Genomic DNA, 20,694 nt, shown 5'->3' on the forward strand with positions numbered 1-20,694 from the left:
AGGACGGGGAAGCAGGCACGCTGCAGCCCCGTCCGGGGGGAGTCATTTACTTCTTGTCTACAGGCGGGAAGGGAAATGCACCAAAGATGGTCTTGCTCTGGTTTTGCATTTGTTCCTGCATCTGCACGAACAGGTTCTTGCTCTGATCAATATAGTTGTTCATCATGCCCTGCATCATGGGCGCCTGGACATTCATGAACTGGGTCCACATTTCCGGGCTGAAGGGCTTGCCTTCGATGGCGGCGCCGCTGGTGAACTTGTTCTGGATATCGGTGAACGCCTGCACGTTCTTTTCCAGATAGGAACCCATCATGCCCTGCATGGCGTGGCCGTAATAACGGATGATCTGGGCCAGCACGCCGCTGGAAAACATGGGCGCGCCATTGGCTTCCTCTTCCAGGATGATCTGCAGCAGGATACTGCGCGTCAAATCCTCGTTCGACTTGGCGTCCACGACCGTGAATTCGTCGGCATCGAGTACCAGCTGCTTGACGTCGGTGAGCGTGATATAGGAACTGGTCTGGGTGTCATACAGACGGCGGTTCGGATACTTCTTGATCAAGCGTTCGCTGCTCTTTTTTGCACTGCTCATAACATGGTCCCACTTATTGCGCCGCAGCGCATTTATTATATTTTCAAAAAAAAAGCGGATGTCGATCCGCTCCTGACCAGCCTGCATTTTGCATTATAGGATGGATGATCCAGAAAATACCACTTTGCGGCGGTCCGTGCACCAAATATTGCAGCGCAACTAATTTGTGACGCCAAGGCAACAACGTTACCCTGGCGATCACAGTCCCTTCCAGCTCAGTCCGCACGCACCTTCACATAGCGTCCCGGAGCGGGCTCGATCGGCTTGAACTTCGCGTTGCCGAGCTTGGCAGGAGCCTTGACATCCTTGCCGCCGTGATCGGCCAGAAATTGCGACCACTCGGGCCACCAGCTGCCCGCATGCTCGGTGGCGCCCTGCATCCAGTCGCTGGCGGCGGCCACGCCCTTGTGTTTGGCGTCATTGGTCCAGTAGCTGCGCTTGTTCTTGGAAGCCGGGTTGATGACGCCGGCAATATGGCCAGAGGCGCCCAGCACGAAGCGGTTGGCGCGCGGCTTGCCCGGATTGAGCAAGCTCATGGATGCATACGCCGCCGTCCACGGCACGATATGGTCTTCGCGCGAGCCGTACACAAACACGGGTGCGTCAATGCTGCCCAGGTCCACCTTCTCGCCGGCAACGGTCAGCTTGCCCGCCTTCTTGAGGTTGTTTTCAAGGTACATATTCCGCAGGTACCAGCAAAACATTGGCCCAGGCAAGTTGGTGCTGTCCGAATTCCAGTAGAGCAGGTCGAACGGCGGCGGTTCCTTGCCCTTGAGGTAATTGGACTGCACATAATTCCACACCAGGTCGTTGGGCCGCAGCGAAGAAAACGTGGTGGCCAGGTCGCGCCCGGGCATCAGGCCGCCCTTGGCCAGCTGCTGCTCGCGGTGCGCCACCTGCTGCTCGTCAATGAACACGTCGAGCACACCCGTGCTTTCAAAGTCCAGCAGCGTCGTCAGCAATGTGACACTGGCAGCGGCCTGGTCACCGCGCGCGGCCAATACGGACAGCGCCGTGCCGACAATGGTGCCGCCCACGCAAAAGCCGAAGGCATTGACCCTGGCATTGCCGGCAATGGCGCGCGTGACCTCGATGGCCTTGATGGCGCCCTGCTCCACATAATCGTCCCAAGTGGTGTTGCCCAGGGTGTGGTCCGGGTTGCGCCAGGAAACGAGAAAGACATTATTGCCCTGTTCCAGCGCGTAGCGCACCAGGGAATTTTCCGGCTGCAGGTCGAGGATGTAAAACTTGTTGATGCAAGGCGGCACCATCAGCAGGGGCACCTGGTGCACGGCAGGCGCCAGCGGCTTGTACTGGATCAGCTGAAACAGCTCGTTCTCGAACACGACTTGCCCGGCCGTAGTGGCCACATTGCGGCCCACTTCAAACGCCGATTCATCGGACAGGGAGATGCGACCCTTCTGCATGTCGCCCAGCATATTGGCCAGGCCCTTGGACAGTGACTCGCCCTTGGTCTCGATCAGTGCCTGCTGCGCTTCGGGGTTGGTGGCCAAAAAGTTGGCAGGTGACATGGCGTCGACCATCTGCTGCACGGCAAAGCGGATTTTTTGATGCTCGCGCGCCGGCGCTTCCACCGCGTCGGCCATGGTGGTCAGAAACTCGGCATTTAGCAGGTATGATGCTGCACTGAAAGCGGCAACCGGATTGGACTGCCACTCAGGCGAGGCAAAGCGCCGGTCCTTCAGTTCCGGGGTCTTGGCGGACAGAAAATCCTGCCACAGGGCGGCGGCCTTGACCAGGTAATCGTTGCGCAGCTTGTCGAGGATGTCGGGTTTGATCCGGGTGCCGGCCTCGCCCATGATGGGCGCCATGGCACTGGTATCGATGGCGGGCTTGAAAAACGCCTGCCAGGCGGCAGGGTCGGTAAATTGGTGCATCCAGGCGGCGGCCAGGGCTTGTGGGTCCGACATGTTCGTATCTGCGTCCATTGATTCAGCCTTTTAAACAATGTAGAGGATTGGTATGTTGCTAGTTGCAGTGGCATGGATTTACGTCGTGGGCCTGATGGCGGCTACGCAACCGACATTTCTTGCCGGTTTCTTTACGTTCTTCTTTTACTGCGTGGTTCCCTTGTCAATATTATTTTACCTGACGGGTGGAAGACGGCGGCAGGCAAAGCGCGAGCGCCTCGCCGCCCAGCAAGCCCGCCATGACGCCGACAGCGCCCAGGACAGCGCGTCCGGCGACGGGGACGCCGGTGGGGATGGCGACTAGCAGCGCGGTATTATCGGTGCCCGCGCTAGTTATCACTTGATCCAGATCAAACTGGCTTGCCGCCCCGTGACATGGTCGCGGCGGTAAGAGAAAAAGCGCGTTGCCTCCGTGGCCGTGCAATATTCCCCGCCTGCCACGCTGGTCACGCCGTCGCGCGCCAGGAACAGGCGTGCCAGGGCATAGATATCGGCCAGGAACTTGCCTTCGCGCCCAGGGTATGGGGCGAAGGCGGCGTGAACTGCCGCCCGTTCGCCGGCCGGTGCCCCACCGACGAAGCTGTCGAGCACATCGGTGCCGACTTCAAACTGGTCCGGTCCGATTGCCGGCCCCAGCCAGGCCGTGATGTCGCCGGCCCCGGCCGCGCGCATGGCCTGGATGGTCTGGCCCAGCACGCCGCCGGCCAGGCCGCGCCATCCCGCGTGGGCGGCGCCCACCACCTTGCCGTCCCTGTCCGCGAACAATACCGGCAGGCAGTCCGCGGTCATGACCGCACACACCACCCCGGGCCGAGAGGTCACGCTCGCGTCAGCCACCTGCACCGCCGCACCAGGCTGCACGCTGGCCGCATCGGCCACCGCAATCCCATGCACCTGCGACACCCAGGCCGGCGTGCCCGGCACATGCTGCGCCAGCAGTGCGCGGTTGCGTCGCACCGTGTCGGCATCATCGCCGCAGTGCAGCCCCAGGTTGAGTCCGCCACCGCCCTGCCCGTCATCGTACGGCGCCAGGCTGAAGCCCCCCGTTCTCGTCGTGGCCAGGGCCCCGATTGTCGGCGGGGCGTCCGGCCAATGCGGGATCACGGGATCGAAGGCGGCCATCAGACTTGTTCGGGTTCGGCAATGCCGGCCCGGGCGATCAGTTCGGCAAAATCGTCGGCCAGGGGGACGATCCATTCGCATGGCTCGCCGCTGGCCGGATGCACCAGTCCAAGGCGGCGCGCCTGCAGGGCCTGGCGCCCGAACACGGGTGTGAGGTGCTGCTTGCCGTACACGGCGTCGCCCACCAGCGCGTAACCGAGGTGTTGCATGTGGACCCGGATCTGGTGGGTGCGGCCCGTTTCGAGCTGGCACTGCACCAGCGTGACGGGACGGCGGTCCAGCAGGCCAGTGCCAATGCGCTGGTAATGGGTGATGGCCGGCTTGGCCGAAAAGTTGGTGGACACGGCCATTTTGACGCGCTCGCGCGGATGGCGGCCCATCGAGGCATCGATCGTGCCCGACAGCTGGGGCGTGCCCCAGACCAGGGCAAAGTACTCGCGCTTGACGGTGCGCGCCTGCAGCTGGCGTACCAGGTCAGTCTGGGCCGCCAGCGTTTTGCCAATGACCATCAGGCCGCTGGTATCCTTGTCCAGGCGGTGCACGATACCGGCGCGCGGCACCCCCGCCAGTTGCGGACAATGGTGCAGCAGGCCGTTGAGCAGCGTGCCGGACCAGTTGCCGGCGCCTGGATGGACCACGAGGCCGGCCGGTTTGTTCACGACGATTAAGTGTTCATCTTCAAAAACGATGTCAAGCGCCATGGCTTCCGGCGTGTAGGCCGCGTCTTCCGGCGCACTTTGCGGCTCGATGACGACCGTTTCATCGCCGTACGCGGTATCCTTGCCGCGCGCCGGTTTGCCGTCGACCGTCACAAAACCGGCGTCAAACCATAGCTGCAGGCGGCTGCGCGAAAACTGGGGCACGAGACCGGCGACGACCTTGTCCAGGCGCTGGCCGCAGGCCGCGGGCGTCAGCTCAAGCGTGATGGGCGAGAGGTCGATGCCCTCGTCCAGGGCGGGGAACTCGGCGTCGATATCGTCGTCGAAGTCAGGATCAATCGGTAAATCCGCCGGATTCGGCGTTGGAGTTAATGTCACAGCAGTCCCATCGGCTATAATCAGCCTTTCGTTGAATCTCGGTTAACTCTCTTGCAAAAAGTTATGCAAAAAAAATTATCTTCTGTTGTTGCTACATGCGTTGTGCTCGCGTTGTCGGCGTGCAGCTGGTTGCCGGAAAAAACCGACGAGAGCAAAAATGTCCCAGTAACGAAATTATACGCTGAGGCGCGCGAGGAAATGGCGGGCGGCCACTACGAGGCTGCCATCAAGCTGTGGGAACGGCTGGAAACGAACTACCCGTTCGGCAACTACGCCAATCAGGCGCAGATGGAAATTGCGTACGCCCATTACAAGAGCGGCGACCAGGCCCAGGCCCTCGCTGCCGCTGACCGCTTCATCCGCGAACATCCGACCCACCCGCAGGTCGACTATATGTATTACCTGCGCGGCCTGATCAGCTTTAACGATCAGATCGGCCTGATCAGCCAGCTCTACAAGCAGGACCCGACCGAACGCGACCCGAAAGCCACGCGCGAATCGTTCGCTGCCTTCAAGGTGCTGGTAGACCGCTATCCAAACAGCAAGTACGCGCCCGACGCCATCGAGCGCATGCGCTACCTGACCACGGCCATGGCCAAGTACGAAGTCCATGTGGCCAACTATTATTACCGCCGGGGTGCCTACCTGGCCTCGCTCAACCGCGCCATGAATGCCGTGAGCGACTACCCGGATGCGCCGGCACGCGAGGAAGCGCTGTACCTCATGATTCGCAACTACGACAAGATGGGCATGACGGAATTGCGCAACGACACGGTGCGCGTCTTCAATGCCAACTACCCCAACAGCAAGTTCACGCGGGCTGGCGGCAACAACGAATCCTGGTGGAAGTTCTGGTCCAGGTCGGACAAGTAAATAAAACCGGGTCGCGCGCCCGGTTTTTTCATGCGCGCCCTATTGCCTCCTGCCGGCGCCGGAACACCCAGTGGCTGTCGGTGGACGCTTTCTTGTCGTAGGCGTAGCCGTCGACCTTGAAGCGTTTGAGTTTGGCGGGGTCCGTGATTTTCTTCTCGGCCGCGTAGCGCGCCATCATGCCGCGGGCGCGCTTGGCAAAGAAGGAAATGATCTTGTACTGGCCGTTTTTCCATTCTTCAAACACCGGGGTGATGACCGGCACGGCCAGCTTGTGGGGCCGCACGGACTTGAAATATTCTTCGGATGCGAGGTTGAGCAGCACCGTGGCCCCGCTGTCCCGGATGTCATCGTTGAGGGCCTCGGTCACGCGGTCGTCCCAGAACGCATACAGGTCCTTGCCGGCCGGGTTGGCCAGGCGGGTGCCCATTTCCAGCCGGTGCGGATGGATCAGGTCAAACGGGCGCAGCACGCCATACAGGCCGGAGAGGATACGCAGGTGCTGCTGCGCAAAAGCGAGCTGGGCCGGCTTGAGCGAACGCGCGTCCAAGCCGGCATACACATCGCCATTGAAGGCCATGATGGCCTGGCGCGTGTCCTCCAGGCCGGTGCTCCAGCTGGCATAGCGCCCGACGTTGAGGTGGGCCAGTGCGTCCGAAATGTGCATCAGCTCGCCGACTTCGCCCGGCGAAAACCGGCGCAGCACATCGATCAGCTTGGCTGACTGGGCAAGAAACCGGGGTTCGCTGGTGAGTTTAGTCGTGGGCGGGGAATCAAAATCGAGCGTCTTTGCAGGCGACAATACAATCAACATAACAGCATTCGTGAACCAAAGAAGACCGACATGATACCTGCTCCAGCTAAACGCATCGTGCTTGACACCAATGTCTGCCTCGACCTGTTCGTCTTCAAGGATCCGCGCTGGGCGGACCTGTTGGCCGCACTGGAAAGCGGCGCCATTGAAGCGGTGACGCGCGCCGACTGCCGCGATGAATACCTGATCGTGCTGCACTACCAGCACCTGCCGCTGGACGAACACAGCCGCCTGGTTTCCGCAGCCCGCTTCGACGCCCTGATCAAGGTGGTGCAGCCCGCACCGAGCCTGGTGCGCCTGCCCGTGTGCACCGACAAGGACGACCAGAAGTTCCTGGAAGTGGCGCGCGATGCGGCGGCCGACATTCTAATCACCAAGGACAAGGCCCTGCTCAAGCTCGCGCGCAAGACCGCCCAGGCCGGCATGTTTCGGATCATGGTGCCGGAAGCCTGGCTCAAGCTCAGGGCAGATAGCTGAGCTAAAATGCACGCTTGCGCACTCACGAAGCCGTCCATGACCACACCCGCCCTGACCACCAAACTGCCCGCCGTCGGCACTACTGTATTTACCCGCATGTCGACGCTGGCGGCCGAGCACGGGGCCGTCAACCTGGGCCAGGGATTTCCCGATTTTGCCTGCGACCCGGCACTGCCGGCGCTGGTGGCCGATGCCATGCGCGAAGGGCACAACCAGTATCCGATGATGACCGGCGTGCCGGCACTGCGCCAGGCCATCGCCGCCAAGATCGAGGCGATCTACGGCGCCCGTTACGACAGCGACCGCGAGATCACCATCACCGCCGGGGCCAGCCAGGCCATCACCACTGCCATCCTGTGCTGCGTTCATGCGGGCGACGAAGTGATCGTCATTGAACCGGCCTATGACTGCTACCTGCCGGCCATCGCACTGGCCGGGGGCGTGCCGGTACCGGTGGCCATGACTGCAGGTCCTGGCGGCTACTGCATTCCGTGGGACACCCTTGCCGCTGCCATCACCGCCCGCACGCGCCTGATCATCATCAATTCGCCGCACAATCCCACCGGCTCGATCCTGCGCGCGGCCGACATCGCGGCGCTGCAGGAGATCGTGCGCGGCACCGGCCTGCTGATCCTGTCCGACGAGGTGTACGAACACATGGTGTTCGACGGCCAGCAGCACGAATCGGCCTGCCGCTACCCGGATCTGGCCGAGCGCAGCTTCGTGGTCTCCAGTTTCGGCAAGACCTACCACGTCACCGGCTGGAAGGTGGGCTATGTCGCCGCCCCGGCACCCCTGATGGCGGAGTTCCGCAAGGTCCATCAATACAACGTCTTCACGGTCAATACGCCAATGCAGCACGGGATTGCGGGCTACATGGCCAATCCCGCGCCCTGGCGCGAGCTGCCGGCCTTTTACCAGCGCAAGCGCGACCTGTTCCGCGAGGGCCTGGCCGGCTCGCGCTTCACGCTGCTGCCGGCCGACGGCACCTACTTCCAGTGCGTCAGCTACAGCGCCATCTCCAGCCTGCCGGAAGCGCCGTTCGCCGAGTGGCTCACCGCCGAAGTGAAGGTGGCGGCCATCCCGCTCTCTGCCTTCTACAGCACAGCGACCGAATCGGGCATCGTGCGCTTCTGCTTTGCCAAGCAGGACGCCACGCTGCGCCTGGCGCTCGAACGGCTGGCCGCCCTGTAGGGCCCATGGCAATGCGCCGCCTCACGCCATCGGACATCCCTGCTGGCCAGCCGCTGGCCTGGGACGTCTACAGCGCGCCGGCGGCGGCCCATCCGCTGGTGCGCAAGGGCGAAGTGCTCGCACCGGGCCAGCTCGATGGCTGGATTGGGGCCGGCCTGTACGCCGACGCCGGTCCGGCCACATCCGTGCTGCTGCAGCTGAACCAGGTCAATCTTCGCCTCGATCGCATGCTGATGGACTTGCGCGAGCAGGGGCACGGGGCGCTGCGGGCACTGGCCGGCGAACTGGCCGAAGGTGTGGCGCGCGCGCCGGACGTGGCGCTGGCGGCGATCTTCCTCAACCAGATTGCCGGCGCGTACCCGGTGCGCCACTGTACCGAAGCGGCCATCATCGCCTGCCTGGTGGCGCGCAGCATGGACAAGACGGCGGACGAAGTGCTGGTGATCGCCGCAGCGGCCATGACGATGAACGTGTCCATGGTGCGCGAAGCAGGTCTGTTCCAGGACCGCGACGATGCATTGAGCAGCGCCGAGCGCGCGCTGCTGCAGCGCCATCCTGCACAGAGCGTGGACAAGCTGCGCTGGGCCGGCGTGGACGACGAAGCCTGGCTGGACCTGGTGCTGCTGCATCATGAAAACGATGACGGCAGCGGCTACCCGCATGGAAAACTGGGCGCCGACATCAGCCACAATGCCAGGCTGATCGCCCTGGCCGACCGCTATTGTGCCTTTGTCTCGGCGCGCAATTACCGCAAGTCGCTGCTGCCGCCGGAAGCGCTGCAGCGCCTGGCCCAACTACCCGTGGACCCGGCCATGGTGGCGCGCTTTTGCGCGGTGATCGGCCCCTTCCCGCCCGGCACCCTGGTACGCCTGCACAATGGCGAATGCGGCGTGGTGACGTCCCGGGTCGATGGCGAGGTGCTGCGCGTGCACATACTGCGTGACGCCCAGGGCCCGCTCGAGCGCATCCGCCTCACCAGCGACCAGGGCTGCGCGGTGGCAGAGGCGCTGCCGGAAGACGGCGCGGGCCTGCGCTTTTCAATGAAGCAGGTGTGGGGCGAGCTGGCCAGCGTGTGATGGCCAGGGCCAGGGCTAGGACGAGAGCTGCTGCAGCTTGCGCTCGACGAAGGCATCGAGCGCCGGCGTAAGCATGCCGGAAGCCTTGGCGCGCGAGAATGCCTCCACCGCCTCGCGCGGCCGGTTTTCCGCCTGCAGCGAAATCCCCATCCCCATCAGCCACACCCCGTGGCCTGGCGTGATGCGCAGGGCCGCCGCGTACTGGTCGATCGCCTCGCGGTGGCGCTGTTCGCGCTGCAGCACGCCGCCCAGGAAGGCGTGGTAGTCCGCATTGCCGGTGGCAGAGGGCAGCGTACGCTGCAGGGTGGCCACGCCCGACATGCCGCGTTCAATCTGCATGCGCGCCAGCAGCATGGCCAGGGCCGGCTGGGCAGCATCGGCCGCCAGCCCCTGTTCCAGCTGGCGCATCGCTTCGTCATTGCGCCCGTCTTCGATCAGCAGTGCCACCAGGCTCTGGCGCGCTGCATCGTGGCGGGGATTGAGCTTGAGGGCCTGTTCCAGCGCCACGTAAGCAGTGCTGACCTTGCCCTCTTCCAGCGATGCGAGGGCCTGGCGGTAGGCGTTTTCCGCGCGCTGCGGCACCGTCACTTCGCGCCCGGCCAGCACCGGCGCCGGGGCGGCCGGCGCGGCCACATCGCGCGGTGCGCTGGCGCGAGCCGGCGTTGCTGATGCTGCGGCAATCGGTGCCGCCTGACGGGCCGGGGAAGCTACTACCGGCCTGGGCGCAGCTGGCGCCGGCGCCGGTGCCGCGAACGCGGGAGTGTCATCAGCTTCGGGGGCGGCGGCCTGCACCACCGGTTGCGGCAATACCACGCCCACCGGGGCGGTCGGCGGGGCCTGCGGGACCGGGGTTGCGGGGGCCACCGCCACGGGCGCCGCAACGCCCACGGTGGAAGCCGGGGCCGGGCGCTTGAGCCAGATGACTGCAGCGACGGCCGCGCCAATGGTCAGGACACTGGCCGCAATGATGACCTGCCTGCGCGGCAGGCGCCGCTCCGATACGGCAGCTGCGCGAATATCCGGTGGAAGTTCGGCGCCGTCCCTGGACCCGCGCGCATCGAGGTCCTGCAGCATCTTGTTAATCAAGCTCATTTGATAAAGGCCCAGGTAAGTCCGGCGGCGGCCAGCAGCGCCGGGATGGCGGCAAGCGCCCATGTGGGAAATCTGCGGCGCGTGGCCAGGGTATCCCTGGCCGCCAGTGCCACGTGTTCGGCCGTGACCTGCTGGCTGCCCACGCCATAGCTGGCCATGAGCGACTTGTGCGCCAGGATGTTGACCAGGCGCGGAATGCCGCCGCTGGCCTTGAACAGTTTATTGATCGCTTCGCGCGTAAACATGCGCGCGCCTGCAAACCCTGCCACGCGCAGGCGGTGGCCCAGGTAGTACTCCATGTCGTCGCGCGTGAGCGGCCCCAGATGGTAGTGGAAGGTGATCCGCTGGGCCAGCTGGCGAATCGCATTGTCTTCCAGTTTGCGGTTCAGTTCCGGCTGGCCGAACAGCACGATCTGGAGCAGCTTGCGCTTTTCCGTTTCCAGGTTGGTCAACAGGCGCAGCGCTTCCAGGCTTTCAATGGGGATGGCCTGCGCTTCGTCCAGGCACAGGATAACGCGCTTGCCGTCGGCGGCCAGTTCCAGCAGGCGGTTGTAGATCGACTTGAGCAGCTGATGCTGGTCCACATCGCCGCCCAGCGCAATTTCCAGTTCGTCGGCCAGGGCCAGCATCAGCGTGCGCGGCTCCAGGAACGGATTGGGAATGTAGGCAGTGACGAATTCCTTGCCCAGCGTGGCCATGAACTTGCGGCACAGGAGTGTCTTGCCAGTGCCCACTTCACCGGTGATCTTGATGAAGCCTTCGCCGTTCTGGGCGGCGATGAGCAAGGTATTGAGCGCTTCCTGCGAATGCGGGCTGGTAAAGTAAAAACTGGTGTCCGGCGTAATGCCGAACGGTGCCTCGCGCAAGCCGAAATGGGCCGTGTACATGCTTACCTGCGCTCCCCGGCGGCGCGCGGATCGAGCTGCTGCATGCGGTTGCTGGTGTCGAGCATGTCCTGGCCAAAGGCGGTGCTTGAATTGGCATCGACAATAGTCGGCTTGATCAGCACCACCAGCTCGCGCTTCTGGTTCACCCGCGCCTTGTTCTTGAAGAGCGCACCGAGCACCGGCACGTCACCGGCGCCGGGCAGCTGCGACTGGTCGTTGATGGACGACTGGCGCATCAGGCCGCCAATGGCCACCACGCGCCCGTCCTGGCCGCGCACCATGCTGTCCATTTCGGAGGTCGAGGAAGCGGCCAGGGGCAGCGACAGCGAACCGGCCGATCCCAGATTGATGCCCTTGGTGACAGTGGAGACCTGGCTTACCGATGGATGCACGTGCAGCAGGATGTTGCCGCGGTCATCGATCTGCGGAGTCACGTCCAGCACCACCCCGGAAAAGAATGGCTGCAGCGTGACGCTCGGCGTGGTCGTGGCCGCGCCCGTGAGATTGGTGTTGGTGGTCTGGGTCACGCCGGTGACATAGAATTCATCGGTGCCGATCTTGAGCACCGCCTTCTGGTTGTTCATGGTGGCGATGCGCGGGCTTGACAGCACATGCACCGTTCCCTGCGACTCCAGGAAGGAAATCAGGGTGGCGAAATTATTGGTCTGAAAAGCCAGGCCAAACAGCGAGCCGCTGGCTGCGTCGGCCGCGGCAATGGCGCGCCCGGTAATGGCGCTGATGGCCGCCGCGCCGGTCGAGGCGATGGTCCCTGGCGTACTCAGGTCACCGGGCAAGGGCCGCAAGCCGGTGCCAGGTTGCAGGAAGCCGCCCGAAATGCGGCGGCTGCCGTCGCGGAAAGTGGAGAAGGCGGCCCAGTTGATCCCGGTCTGGAAGCTGTCGTTGAGTTCCACTTCGAGGATCTTGGCTTCCAGGATCACCTGGCGGTTGACCGACAGCTGGCTGGCCTTGAGATAGTCGGCGATATTGCGCAGTTCTTCGGGCATGCCACGCACCACCACCACGCCGGACTGCGGGCTGATGACCACCGCACGCCCGCCCTCCTTGCTGCCCAGGATGGCTTCCAGCGCGCCCTTGAGTTCAGTCCAGAATTCGCTGCTGGAGGTGGTGGTTACCGAGCTGCTTTCTTCCTGGCTGCTGGCGCCACCGTTATTATTGTTCTGATTGTTCTGGTTGTTCTGGTTGTTCTGGTTTTGCTGGCCGTTGCCGCCACCCTGGTTGCCGCCGGCGCTGACCGATGTCGAGGTCACCTTCAGGCTGGAATTGCCCTTGCGGTTGCCGATCAGGTAGTTCACCTGGAACACGCGCGTCTGCATGGTCAGCGGCTTGATCGAGATGCGCGTGCCTTCCACCTTGTAGTCGTACCCGTACATCTCGCGTACCGCGTCCAGTGCTTCGAGCATGGTCACGTCCTTGAGGTTGGCCGAGATGGACCCGGACACGTCAGGATGCACCAGCATGTTGTAGCGCGTGCCCTCCACCAGCGAATTGTAAAACTGCGCCGCCGGCACGTTATTGAAGGCGACATTGAAGCGCTCTTCCAGCGCGGCGCGGGCGCGCGGCAGGCGGTTGCTCATCGCCGCGACGGGCGGCAGCAGGGCGTCGGCCACCGCGTCCGGCGGGCGTGCCGGCTGGCGCGCCTGGGCGCCGCTGGTGCGCAGTTCGGCGTTGATGGCATCGAACGTCGTGTTCTTGCGCGGCGCCGTGTCACAAGCGGCCAGCGATGCGAGGACACAGGCGATCAGTATAGGTTTTTGCATACGTGTTGTCTTCATGGTTGTACCTGGGCGACCTTCGGGGCCGGCCTGTATAGCTTGAGTATCTGGGTCCTGGCACCGCGCCGCAGCACCACTTCACGCGCGCCGATCGATACCACCACGGCGTCGCCAAAGCGCTGGCCCTGGCGCACCATCTTGCCATCAATGACGGCAACGCGGCGTCCGCCCGGACTGAGCGAAACCAGCACCGACTGCAGGCGCGGCTCCGCGCGCTCCACGGGAACGGAAATGGCGCCGTCCGGCGTACGCACCGGGGCAATCAGCGCCGCCGGCGGGCGCGTCGGATCGCTCACCGGCGCGCTTTGGGCATGGGCCGGTGCCAGCGTGGCCAGTTGCCATGCCGCCGCGGCGAGCAGACAGGCGTGCTTCATAGCTTGAGCCATTTCTTGTCCAGGTTGACCGTGTACACCACCAGTTTGAGCGTGGCCGTGGGATAGGATTCCACCTGCAGATTGGCGCTGCCCCAGAACAGCTGCCCCTGCATCGCTTCCAGCGCTGCCATGTAGGCCACCATGTCGGCGTAGCTGCCCTGCACCACCACCTCCACACCATGGCGGTGCAGCATCTGCGCCGGTGCCTTGGCCGGCGCCGCGCCAGCCGTGACTGCCGTGGCTACCGCCGGCGCCGCTTCCACCGCAGGCAGCGTGCGCATGGACGTCAGGCGCAGGTTGCGCTGGTTGCGCAGGATCTGTTCCAACACGCCCGTCATGCGTTCGGCCGGCACCATCCCCCTTTGCATCGTCATCAGCGATTCTGTCAGGGCCATGGCATCTGCCTGCAGGCGTGCCAGGCGCGCGCGTTCTGCCGCATCCGGGTCGGTGGTATGGGCGACCATTGTTTGGGTGATCTCGGCCTCGATGCCGGCAATGACTTCCTGCTGCTGCGTCATGGTTTGCAGCATCAGCTTTTGCCTGGCATAGTGCGGGTTCAGGAAAAAGAAGAACACCGCAAAAATCACGAGGCCGGCCGCCATTGCAAACAGCATGACGCGTTCGCGCAGACTGAGAGCGTCAATGCGGGTGCTGATGGTGAGCCAGTATTTTCTCATCGCGCCGCTCCCGCGCCGGCGCCGGCTGCATCAGCGCCGGACTGCAGGCTGAATGTCAGGTACCGCGCACTGGCCCCGGCTGCAACCGGGGTGCTGATATCGAACTTGCCAAAGGCCTTGCCCTTCATGACCGGCTCCTGGGCCAGGCGCGCAATGTATTGGGGCACCAGGGCTGCCTGCACGGTGTTGCCCTGCACGCCAAGACGCTCGCCACCGCCGGCGATATCGACCTCGGTCAGCCACACACCGTCCACGCTCTGGCGCGCCAGCGCGCGGAAGTATGGCGAAAAGCCGGTAGTGTCGCCGAAGCCGCCGCGCTTGATCGTGGCGCTGGCGTTTTGCAGCATGGTGAGGGTCTCCTGTGCTTCCGCGATTTCCGCGCCCAGCGTGGCGCTGCGCTGGCGTGGCGCAAACTGCACCTTCACTTCGGCCAGCCTGGCCTGCTTGACCGCCAGCGTCGATTCGGTGGCCGCGGCCTGCGCCGACAGGGAACTGGTGCGGCGCACCGCGTCCACCACCAGCAGGGCACAGCCCACGCAAATGATGCCCATGGCCTGCAGCATCGTCACGCTGGAGAAGTATTTCTTCTGCTTGCGGAAGATGGGGTTGAAAAGATTGATCTGCTGGCTCACAGCACCACCTCCTCGTGGCGCAGGGCGGCCCCCAGCGTGAGGAAATGACGGTGCTGCTGCTCCACGCTGGCCAGTTCCGGCACCTTGGTCAGGTCAAATACGGTAGCCAGGTCGAGCGAATCGACCGGCATGTACAGGTTCGAGGACAGGTAATCGATCAGCGCCGATCCGGGCAAAGGCGCCAGCAGCAGCTTGACCACGGTCACAAAGTGGAACTGGCGGTCAAAGTGGTCGAGCGAGCGTTGCAGCTCCAGCGTGATGCGATCGAAATAGCTGTTGCGCCGGTCAGGGTCGGTTTCCTGCAGCTGTTCGAGCGTGACCTCGACCCGGCGCGACAGATACAGTTCGCCATTGAAGCTCACGGTCAGCAAACCGCCTTCCGAATTAAAGTACAGCATGGCCAGGCCGCGCCCTTCCGGCTCCAGCAAAACGGCGATATTGCGCTGCGCCGCCTCGGGAATGTCGATCACCGACAGCTCCACCTTGGCCGTGGCAAACAGGTTCTGGCGCGCCTCCACCACCGTGTTGCGCGCGGCGATGGCAAACATCTGGTTCACGCGCACGGCCGCGTTCTTGTCGACCGGGATATCGAGCACATCGACCGTGGCATCGTCGACATGAAAGTCCAGCAGGTCCTTGAGGCGCCAGCGCACGGCGGCCTTGAGTTCTTCGGGCGGGACATTGGGTGACTCCACCGACAGCATCTGGTAATCGCGCCCGCCCAGCAGGGTCGAGACGCGGTACTGGCCGGCGTGCATGTCGCGCGCAAGCTTGTCGAGCACTTCGGGGGGGGCCGGCTGCCGGCATGCATAAAAGGCGGCGAATTCAACCACGGGCTTGGCGGCGGGAACACGGGTGACGCGGGCGGCGCACAAACCATCGGCATCAAAACCGATAGCAAGCAGACCATTTACTTTCCTTGTTTTCCTGAAAAAACCCATGCACGCGTTCCGTTGATGAATGATTGTTGAGGAAGCCGCCCTAGCGCCTTGATTATATTCATATTTCATTGGACCAAGTCATAAATTTCGCCCCAGCAAGCCCTAGGGCGGCATTTAGTGTCTCAATATGTCTCGCGCACGTAAATAACCGGCCCTGCCTTGTACAGGCCGAAGGTGGCGCGCCCTTTGCCCGGCAGGTAGGGAATTGATGAATTGATCAGCACGCTGCCCTTGGTGGCCGGCGCCGGACTGGGCTTGGCCAGAACCAGCCGCCCTACCCCGGCCGTGAGCGTGGCCGCGCCCATGAAATGGGACGGCTTCATGTTGGTGGACGTGATCCCGCCCGCGTAAGCTGTCATGGTGAAAGGCGCCGGCACCGCCCCAACGGCAGCGGTAACGGTGCAGCTGTCGAGCACATTGGTGGCGTACGCGCTGCCGGTCCAGTACTGGGCGGACAGGCGCATGGTGAGGTTGAGCAGTTCAGAGCCATACGCGTTGTCGATATTGAGGCGGCCATGCCGGATCCGGGTGCTGGCAATGAGCTTGCGCGTCGCAGCGCCGGCCGTGACGTTGACGGTATCGATGTCGTAGGCGGCCAGTGCCACGCCGTCACTGTCGCGCGGGGCGATGCCGATCTTGAAAAATTCGTAGGGCCCCGCGGCCACGGCCGGACGCAATACCGTCATGGGCGCGTCCACGGTGGCTTCTCCTTCCACGAAGCTGCCACTGATGACGCCCATGAGCAGGCAAGGATGGGCCGGCGGCGCACCGCAGCGCGGAAAAGGCGTCCGCACGCCGGGCGCCGGGGCATCGTTGATGGCGCCAACATCCATCTGGGTGCCGGCCGCAAAGCGGTTAAAGCGCCCCGTGTAATTGAAGGTAGTACTGCCGGCAGCGTTTTGCGCCAGGAGCGGCACGCTGGCGGCCATGCCCTCGCCCATGTAGGTAAATCCGGGCGCCACGCACGCGGGCAAGGCGCTGCGATTGGTGAATGTGAGGGCTGGGCCGATGGCAAAACGGTCAGGCACGAAGCGGCCGAAAAACGCGCTCTCGGCACTGCCGAAGTAGCAGCCGATCCTGCCGCTGGCATCGACCAGGTTGGGGTCGGCCGGCGCAAAGCGGGTACCAAGGTTGGCGTTGTCGTAGCACTCATTCTTGGCCGCGTCCACCTGGGCAAAGCTGCCGTCGTCGTACACGCCGTACGACAGCAGCTTGAAGTAGCCTACCTCGCCGTAGGTGAAGCCATTGCCGCTGGCAGTGCCGCCCGCCGCGCCGCTGAACGCGCCGGCCAGCACGCCGCGTGCGCCGGCCACCCCGGTGTCGACGTCGGCTGCGACGACGCGCTCCGGCGCCAGCAGTGGCGTGCCGGTATAGCCGTTGAGGGAAGCGGCCGCCAGGTTGAACAGGCTGGAGCCGGCCTTGAGCGGCGACGCGGTACTGACGCTGGCAGCGCTGGGATCCTGCGAGGCGTTGGTGCTGCTGACCGTGAAGCTGGAGGGGCGGATCGCCAGATTATCCGAGGAACATTGAATCAGGCTGCCCGACACCAGCCGGATGCGCGCGTTGGGGTGGGCGACGGACGGCTGCAGCGTGAAGGTGCGGCGGCCCAGATTGGACGAGTTGTACCGTAATACCACTGTCGGCGACAGCGCGGTGGTACTGCAGGTGCCGCTGGAAGCGTCAACAATGGTGGCCGACACATCGCCCGCGCGGTTGCTGGTCAATACCCCGTTAATCAGGGTCAGTACATCAACCACCACAGGCGCATCGGCCCTGCGCGTGAACAATGGGCTGTTGGGGCCGGCCCCTACTTCGACCGCGTCGAGCTGGCACGCATTCTCGCCAAACACCAGGTTGCAGTCCCCCGCCACGCCATTGCGGTAGCACACCAGGGATGTGTTGGTGGCCGTGGGCGAGGTCACGGTCCCGGACAGCACGGCTGTGCCACCGCTGGAACGCGACAAGGACACATTGGTCTGGCCAGTAAAGGTGACAGGATTGGCCGACCAGGTGCCCAGCGCTGCCGGCAGCGAGACCGACACTGCGCTGGAAAACAGGCTGGCGCAGCTCGCGTCGGCGCACGCGCGCAAGGTCACGGTTTCAGGGCTGCAGTTCAAGCCACTTCCGTCATGCAGGATGCGCACATGATTGAGTGTGACTGTGGCCGGGGCGGTATTGATGGCGCCCGTCAGGGTCAGGCTGTCGGAACCCTGGTTGCCGTTGCAGCTTGGCTGGGCGTCGGCCGAGACATTCAAGGAAAACAGGTTCTGCGTGGCCGGGGCATTGACCGTAAAGCTGACCGACCAGGTACCGCTGGCGCTGATATCGGGCGACACCGAGCAATAGTTGATACTGCTGCCAGGACTGGTGCTGAAATAGGTCGAGCGCCAGCGCGAGCCGCCGGTCAGGGTGACGGTGACGACGACAGTCACGGGGGTGCCCGGCGCTACGGCCGCCGTGGAACCGCCATTGACCGTGATCGAATTGATGACAATAGCGGCCATGGCGCTGCCCGACCCGCACAGCCACAGCAGCGCCGCCGCCAGCAGCAGGCGCAGGTAACGGCAGAAAAACGAAACGCTTGCATTCATGATCGTGTCTCTCAATTGAGCTGCGCCTGCACGCGCCGCTGAACGTAATCGGCATCGGCACTGGCGTTGGGACAGCCGGCCGCCCCCGGTCGATTGCATGCCACCGCGGTGATGGTCCAGCGATTGGTGGTGTTGCCCGGCACGTTGGCACCGGCAGTGCAGCTGACAGTCACACTGAAGCCGCTCATGGACGTATTGGCCGGCATGGCGAAGGTCACGGGCACGGCGGAGAAGCAGGCCACCGACGGCGGCGTGGTGCGCAGCTGGCGATGCAGTCCCCACTCCAGCCCACTGCGCGCGGCCTGGTCGGCGCGCACGCCCATGATGTCCAGTACCGAACTGTTTTGCTGGGCCGAGAACACGCCGACGATGGCCGCTGACAGCCCGGCCAGCACCACTACCAGGAACACAGCGGTGAGCAGGCTCACGCCGCGGCAGTGGAGGCGGCGCGCGGCGCGCTGCAGGCGGTGTGATGTCAGCGCGCTCATGGCGTGTTATCCACGTGAACCTGGTGTTCCAGGGCCAGCACCCCTTCGGTCTCGCTGCCGACCCGCAGTTCCAGCGAGATGCCCACCAGGCCGCTGCGCTGACTGGCCAGATTGGCATAGCGGAAGGCGCACGACTTGACGCGGGTGGCCAGCAGCGCGCTCTTGCCGCCGGTGGGCGGCATCTGCATGGTCTGGCTGATCGGATAATCCCAGTAGCGCGTGAGCGCTCCGGTGGCCGCATCGCAGCGATAAGTGACCGGTGTCGTCACCACATGGAAGCGCCGGCTGGGCGAGGTCAGGGCCACGCTCGCGGCCTGCGCGGGAAAGGGATTGTTGGCCAGCGTGATGGTGCCGGCCGCGGTGTCAATGGCGGCAATGCGCGCCCGGTTGCAGGGCACACTGCAGTTATAGGCATTGCCCGGTTCCTGACCTTCGCCCAGGTTGTACACCACCACAAAATTGCCCACCCGCGGGGCGTGACGGTCGGTGGGCACCCCGCCGACCACGGTGAAACTGAGGCGGCTGGCATCGGTCCAGCTGAGGTGGTTGCCCGTCATGAGCACCGGGTCAATATCGTCTTCTGCCAGGTAGCGCAAGCCAGCCGTGGTTTCCAGGTATTCGATGTAGGTGCCGCCCCCGCCCACGCGGATCGAATTGGGCAGGGCCAGACGCAGGTCGCGCGTGAGGCGGCGCAAGGCGCCGTCGGCGACATCGGTGGCCGCCGCCCGCGCCACCGAGTCGGTGTAGCCCTGCACTGGCACCTTGATGAAGACGGCGATGGCAGCGCCAATGATGCCGGTAATGACGAGCACCACGATCGCTTCGACCATGGTAAAGCCGCGCTGTAGCGGCGCGCAGCGCTTCATGGCGTGCTCCCTGGCGCATAGCGGGTGCGGAAGCGGTCCAGCACGATCTGCTCGCCGTTCCCGTACAGGACACGCACGGAAATGAGCAGCACCTCCGTGTCGGCATTGCCGCTGCCTGCAATCTGGGCGCCGCCGGACGGGCCCAGCGTGGCGTTGGCGGTGACGGTGACAAAGGCACGATAGCGCCCCCCGAACAGGGTATTGCCCAGCACATCCTGGATGGTCCCGGTGGTGTCGCGCACGCCGCCCGCGCCCACCGGCATGAACGAGGTGGGCACGCCAAAGGCGCTCACGTAATCATTGATATTGGCGTAGGGGCGCGTGGCCCCGGGCGGCGGCCCCACGCTTTCGGCCGTGGTGCAGCCGGCCGCGCTGGTGGCTGTTTCCGCCAGGGGGTCATCCGGGTCGCAGAATGTCATGCGCGCCAGACTCACTTCTTCCAGCAAGCCTTCGGCAATCAGGATCGCCTGCTTGCGCTGCAGCGGATCGGCGCTGCGGCCAGTGGTCAGGCTCAGGGCACCGAGAATTCCCACCACATTGGCGCTGACGATGACGATGAAGACAATCAGCTCGATCATCGATACGCCACCCGTGGCCCGCGCCGGTGCCCGCTTAACGTACATAGCCGGTCTCCATTTCAACGCTGACCGTACGCACAGACGCGCCGGCGCTGACACTGATGGCCAGCGGCGTGAACGTGGACACGATGGTGGGAGGAGCATCGGCGATCGCAAAGGGCTTGCCGACCGGGTCGAAGTAGAACTGCACGGCGGGCGTGATGCGCACCTGAGGCGGGGGAGCCTCGCAAGCCCAGGTGACGTCGCCACATGCGGCCATGGTTGCGCTGCTGTTGGTGTTGGCGCCGCCCGGTGCGAGCACGCGCGAACCCGCAGCGCAGCTGGCCGTGTAGCACAGCGCAATGCCGCCGGCATCGACACGCACAAACACATTGCGATTCTGGGCAATGGCCATCTTCTGTCCATAACGCAGCAGGCCGGCAAGCTGGTCCTGGTAGGCCACGGCATCAAATGGAGAGCGGCTCATCATGCGGGGCACCGCGATGGCCGACAGGATACCAATCAAGACCAGCACGACAATGAGCTCAACCAGCGTGAAGCCGGCCGAAGCCGCACCGTGCGCCGCGCTACCTGCCTGTCGCCTTGCCATCATCCATTCAACCTGTTCATGAGTGTGCCGTAGGTGCATCTTACAACGCAAAACAGGCCAATTGCTTGGCCTG

At 64.2% G+C, this 20,694-nt stretch carries 22 protein-coding genes; 5 read left to right on the forward strand and 17 right to left on the reverse strand.

Annotation, left to right across the window (positions count from 1 at the left end; translation table 11 throughout):
• Positions 1-46: 46 nt before the first annotated feature.
• Complete coding sequence (phaR, locus tag KY495_RS21910) at positions 47-592, reverse strand: polyhydroxyalkanoate synthesis repressor PhaR (RefSeq protein ID WP_219881394.1); 546 nt, start codon at positions 590-592, stop codon at positions 47-49.
• 215 nt (positions 593-807) lie between these two features.
• Complete coding sequence (gene phaC, locus KY495_RS21915) at positions 808-2,523, reverse strand: class I poly(R)-hydroxyalkanoic acid synthase (RefSeq protein WP_229518411.1); 1,716 nt, start codon at positions 2,521-2,523, stop codon at positions 808-810.
• A gap of 52 nt (positions 2,524-2,575) precedes the next feature.
• Between phaC and KY495_RS21920 the strand changes: the two genes are divergently transcribed.
• Positions 2,576-2,827, forward strand: coding sequence for a hypothetical protein (locus KY495_RS21920; RefSeq protein WP_219881395.1), 252 nt, complete (start codon positions 2,576-2,578; stop codon positions 2,825-2,827).
• 32 nt (positions 2,828-2,859) lie between these two features.
• On the opposite strand, the gene pgeF is transcribed toward KY495_RS21920, so the two are convergent.
• Both pgeF and KY495_RS21930 read right to left on the reverse strand, forming a co-directional pair.
• Positions 2,860-3,645, reverse strand: a complete 786-nt coding sequence (pgeF, locus tag KY495_RS21925) for a peptidoglycan editing factor PgeF (protein ID WP_219881396.1) — start codon at positions 3,643-3,645, stop codon at positions 2,860-2,862.
• Positions 3,645-4,682 carry an RluA family pseudouridine synthase gene (locus KY495_RS21930; RefSeq protein ID WP_219881397.1) on the reverse strand — a complete coding sequence of 346 codons (1,038 nt, stop codon included), beginning with the start codon at positions 4,680-4,682 and terminating at the stop codon, positions 3,645-3,647. The genes pgeF and KY495_RS21930 overlap by 1 nt, the downstream gene beginning before the upstream one ends.
• A gap of 63 nt (positions 4,683-4,745) precedes the next feature.
• Between KY495_RS21930 and KY495_RS21935 the strand changes: the two genes are divergently transcribed.
• On the forward strand, positions 4,746-5,555 hold the full coding sequence (locus tag KY495_RS21935) for an outer membrane protein assembly factor BamD (protein ID WP_219881398.1): 810 nt from the start codon (positions 4,746-4,748) through the stop codon (positions 5,553-5,555).
• 28 nt (positions 5,556-5,583) lie between these two features.
• On the opposite strand, the gene yaaA is transcribed toward KY495_RS21935, so the two are convergent.
• Positions 5,584-6,366 (reverse strand): peroxide stress protein YaaA, encoded by a 783-nt coding sequence (gene yaaA, locus KY495_RS21940; RefSeq protein WP_219881399.1) that lies wholly within the window; start codon positions 6,364-6,366, stop codon positions 5,584-5,586.
• 30 nt (positions 6,367-6,396) lie between these two features.
• On the opposite strand from yaaA, the gene KY495_RS21945 reads away from it, so the two are divergent.
• From KY495_RS21945 to KY495_RS21955, 3 genes are read left to right on the forward strand one after another with little or no spacing between them, the layout of a single operon-like run.
• Positions 6,397-6,843, forward strand: coding sequence for a putative toxin-antitoxin system toxin component, PIN family (locus KY495_RS21945; RefSeq protein ID WP_219881400.1), 447 nt, complete (start codon positions 6,397-6,399; stop codon positions 6,841-6,843).
• A gap of 36 nt (positions 6,844-6,879) precedes the next feature.
• Positions 6,880-8,037 (forward strand): pyridoxal phosphate-dependent aminotransferase, encoded by a 1,158-nt coding sequence (locus KY495_RS21950; protein WP_219881401.1) that lies wholly within the window; start codon positions 6,880-6,882, stop codon positions 8,035-8,037.
• 5 nt (positions 8,038-8,042) lie between these two features.
• Complete coding sequence (locus KY495_RS21955) at positions 8,043-9,113, forward strand: HD-GYP domain-containing protein (RefSeq protein ID WP_219881402.1); 1,071 nt, start codon at positions 8,043-8,045, stop codon at positions 9,111-9,113.
• 15 nt (positions 9,114-9,128) lie between these two features.
• Here the strand turns inward: KY495_RS21955 and KY495_RS21960 are convergent, their stop codons facing one another.
• The 12 genes from KY495_RS21960 to KY495_RS22015 all read right to left on the reverse strand — a co-directional run bounded on the left by KY495_RS21960 (position 9,129) and on the right by KY495_RS22015 (position 20,624).
• Positions 9,129-10,205, reverse strand: a complete 1,077-nt coding sequence (locus tag KY495_RS21960) for a lipopolysaccharide assembly protein LapB (protein ID WP_219881403.1) — start codon at positions 10,203-10,205, stop codon at positions 9,129-9,131.
• Entirely contained in the window at positions 10,202-11,092 is an 891-nt protein-coding gene (locus KY495_RS21965; RefSeq protein WP_219881404.1) for an ExeA family protein, read from the reverse strand. The genes KY495_RS21960 and KY495_RS21965 overlap by 4 nt, the downstream gene beginning before the upstream one ends.
• 2 nt (positions 11,093-11,094) lie before the next feature.
• On the reverse strand, positions 11,095-12,870 hold the full coding sequence (gene mshL / locus KY495_RS21970) for a pilus (MSHA type) biogenesis protein MshL (protein WP_219881405.1): 1,776 nt from the start codon (positions 12,868-12,870) through the stop codon (positions 11,095-11,097).
• A gap of 11 nt (positions 12,871-12,881) precedes the next feature.
• Entirely contained in the window at positions 12,882-13,271 is a 390-nt protein-coding gene (locus tag KY495_RS21975) for an MSHA biogenesis protein MshK (protein WP_229518412.1), read from the reverse strand.
• Positions 13,256-13,936 (reverse strand): hypothetical protein, encoded by a 681-nt coding sequence (locus KY495_RS21980; RefSeq protein WP_219881406.1) that lies wholly within the window; start codon positions 13,934-13,936, stop codon positions 13,256-13,258. Before KY495_RS21980 ends, KY495_RS21975 begins: the two co-directional genes overlap by 16 nt.
• Positions 13,933-14,568 (reverse strand): PilN domain-containing protein, encoded by a 636-nt coding sequence (locus KY495_RS21985; protein WP_219881407.1) that lies wholly within the window; start codon positions 14,566-14,568, stop codon positions 13,933-13,935. The genes KY495_RS21980 and KY495_RS21985 overlap by 4 nt, the downstream gene beginning before the upstream one ends.
• Entirely contained in the window at positions 14,565-15,401 is an 837-nt protein-coding gene (locus tag KY495_RS21990; RefSeq protein ID WP_307728219.1) for an agglutinin biogenesis protein MshI, read from the reverse strand. The genes KY495_RS21985 and KY495_RS21990 overlap by 4 nt, the downstream gene beginning before the upstream one ends.
• Positions 15,402-15,631: 230 nt before the next feature.
• The gene (locus tag KY495_RS21995) at positions 15,632-18,100 is read right to left on the reverse strand and encodes a DUF6701 domain-containing protein (RefSeq protein ID WP_219881409.1); all 2,469 of its coding nucleotides are present in this window, start codon (positions 18,098-18,100) and stop codon (positions 15,632-15,634) included.
• 11 nt (positions 18,101-18,111) lie between these two features.
• On the reverse strand, positions 18,112-18,588 hold the full coding sequence (locus KY495_RS22000; protein ID WP_219881410.1) for an agglutinin biogenesis protein MshP: 477 nt from the start codon (positions 18,586-18,588) through the stop codon (positions 18,112-18,114).
• Positions 18,585-19,454, reverse strand: coding sequence for a type II secretion system protein (locus KY495_RS22005; protein WP_219881411.1), 870 nt, complete (start codon positions 19,452-19,454; stop codon positions 18,585-18,587). Before KY495_RS22005 ends, KY495_RS22000 begins: the two co-directional genes overlap by 4 nt.
• Positions 19,451-20,077, reverse strand: a complete 627-nt coding sequence (locus KY495_RS22010; RefSeq protein ID WP_219881412.1) for a type II secretion system protein — start codon at positions 20,075-20,077, stop codon at positions 19,451-19,453. Before KY495_RS22010 ends, KY495_RS22005 begins: the two co-directional genes overlap by 4 nt.
• Positions 20,067-20,624: a GspH/FimT family pseudopilin gene (locus KY495_RS22015; RefSeq protein ID WP_229518413.1), complete on the reverse strand. Its 558-nt coding sequence runs from the start codon at positions 20,622-20,624 to the stop codon at positions 20,067-20,069. The genes KY495_RS22010 and KY495_RS22015 overlap by 11 nt, the downstream gene beginning before the upstream one ends.
• Positions 20,625-20,694: the final 70 nt, after the last annotated feature.

It is taken from the genome of Massilia sp. PAMC28688 (assembly GCF_019443445.1).
Classification (GTDB): domain Bacteria; phylum Pseudomonadota; class Gammaproteobacteria; order Burkholderiales; family Burkholderiaceae_D; genus Telluria_A.

Bases quoted from the DNA above. Each gene is read 5' to 3' on its own strand.
- phaR (WP_219881394.1), bottom strand. From the start codon at position 592: ATGAGCAGTGCAAAAAAGAGCAGCGAACGCTTGATCAAGAAGTATCCG.
- phaC (WP_229518411.1), bottom strand. From the start codon at position 2,523: ATGTCGGACCCACAAGCCCTGGCCGCCGCCTGGATGCACCAATTTACC.
- KY495_RS21920 (WP_219881395.1), top strand. From the start codon at position 2,576: ATGTTGCTAGTTGCAGTGGCATGGATTTACGTCGTGGGCCTGATGGCG.
- pgeF (WP_219881396.1), bottom strand. From the start codon at position 3,645: ATGGCCGCCTTCGATCCCGTGATCCCGCATTGGCCGGACGCCCCGCCG.
- KY495_RS21935 (WP_219881398.1), top strand. From the start codon at position 4,746: ATGCAAAAAAAATTATCTTCTGTTGTTGCTACATGCGTTGTGCTCGCG.
- yaaA (WP_219881399.1), bottom strand. From the start codon at position 6,366: ATGTTGATTGTATTGTCGCCTGCAAAGACGCTCGATTTTGATTCCCCG.
- KY495_RS21945 (WP_219881400.1), top strand. From the start codon at position 6,397: ATGATACCTGCTCCAGCTAAACGCATCGTGCTTGACACCAATGTCTGC.
- KY495_RS21950 (WP_219881401.1), top strand. From the start codon at position 6,880: ATGACCACACCCGCCCTGACCACCAAACTGCCCGCCGTCGGCACTACT.
- KY495_RS21955 (WP_219881402.1), top strand. From the start codon at position 8,043: ATGGCAATGCGCCGCCTCACGCCATCGGACATCCCTGCTGGCCAGCCG.
- KY495_RS21960 (WP_219881403.1), bottom strand. From the start codon at position 10,205: ATGAGCTTGATTAACAAGATGCTGCAGGACCTCGATGCGCGCGGGTCC.
- KY495_RS21965 (WP_219881404.1), bottom strand. From the start codon at position 11,092: ATGTACACGGCCCATTTCGGCTTGCGCGAGGCACCGTTCGGCATTACG.
- mshL (WP_219881405.1), bottom strand. From the start codon at position 12,870: ATGCAAAAACCTATACTGATCGCCTGTGTCCTCGCATCGCTGGCCGCT.
- KY495_RS21975 (WP_229518412.1), bottom strand. From the start codon at position 13,271: ATGGCTCAAGCTATGAAGCACGCCTGTCTGCTCGCCGCGGCGGCATGG.
- KY495_RS21980 (WP_219881406.1), bottom strand. From the start codon at position 13,936: ATGAGAAAATACTGGCTCACCATCAGCACCCGCATTGACGCTCTCAGT.
- KY495_RS21995 (WP_219881409.1), bottom strand. From the start codon at position 18,100: ATGAATGCAAGCGTTTCGTTTTTCTGCCGTTACCTGCGCCTGCTGCTG.
- KY495_RS22000 (WP_219881410.1), bottom strand. From the start codon at position 18,588: ATGAGCGCGCTGACATCACACCGCCTGCAGCGCGCCGCGCGCCGCCTC.
- KY495_RS22005 (WP_219881411.1), bottom strand. From the start codon at position 19,454: ATGAAGCGCTGCGCGCCGCTACAGCGCGGCTTTACCATGGTCGAAGCG.
- KY495_RS22010 (WP_219881412.1), bottom strand. From the start codon at position 20,077: ATGTACGTTAAGCGGGCACCGGCGCGGGCCACGGGTGGCGTATCGATG.
- KY495_RS22015 (WP_229518413.1), bottom strand. From the start codon at position 20,624: ATGATGGCAAGGCGACAGGCAGGTAGCGCGGCGCACGGTGCGGCTTCG.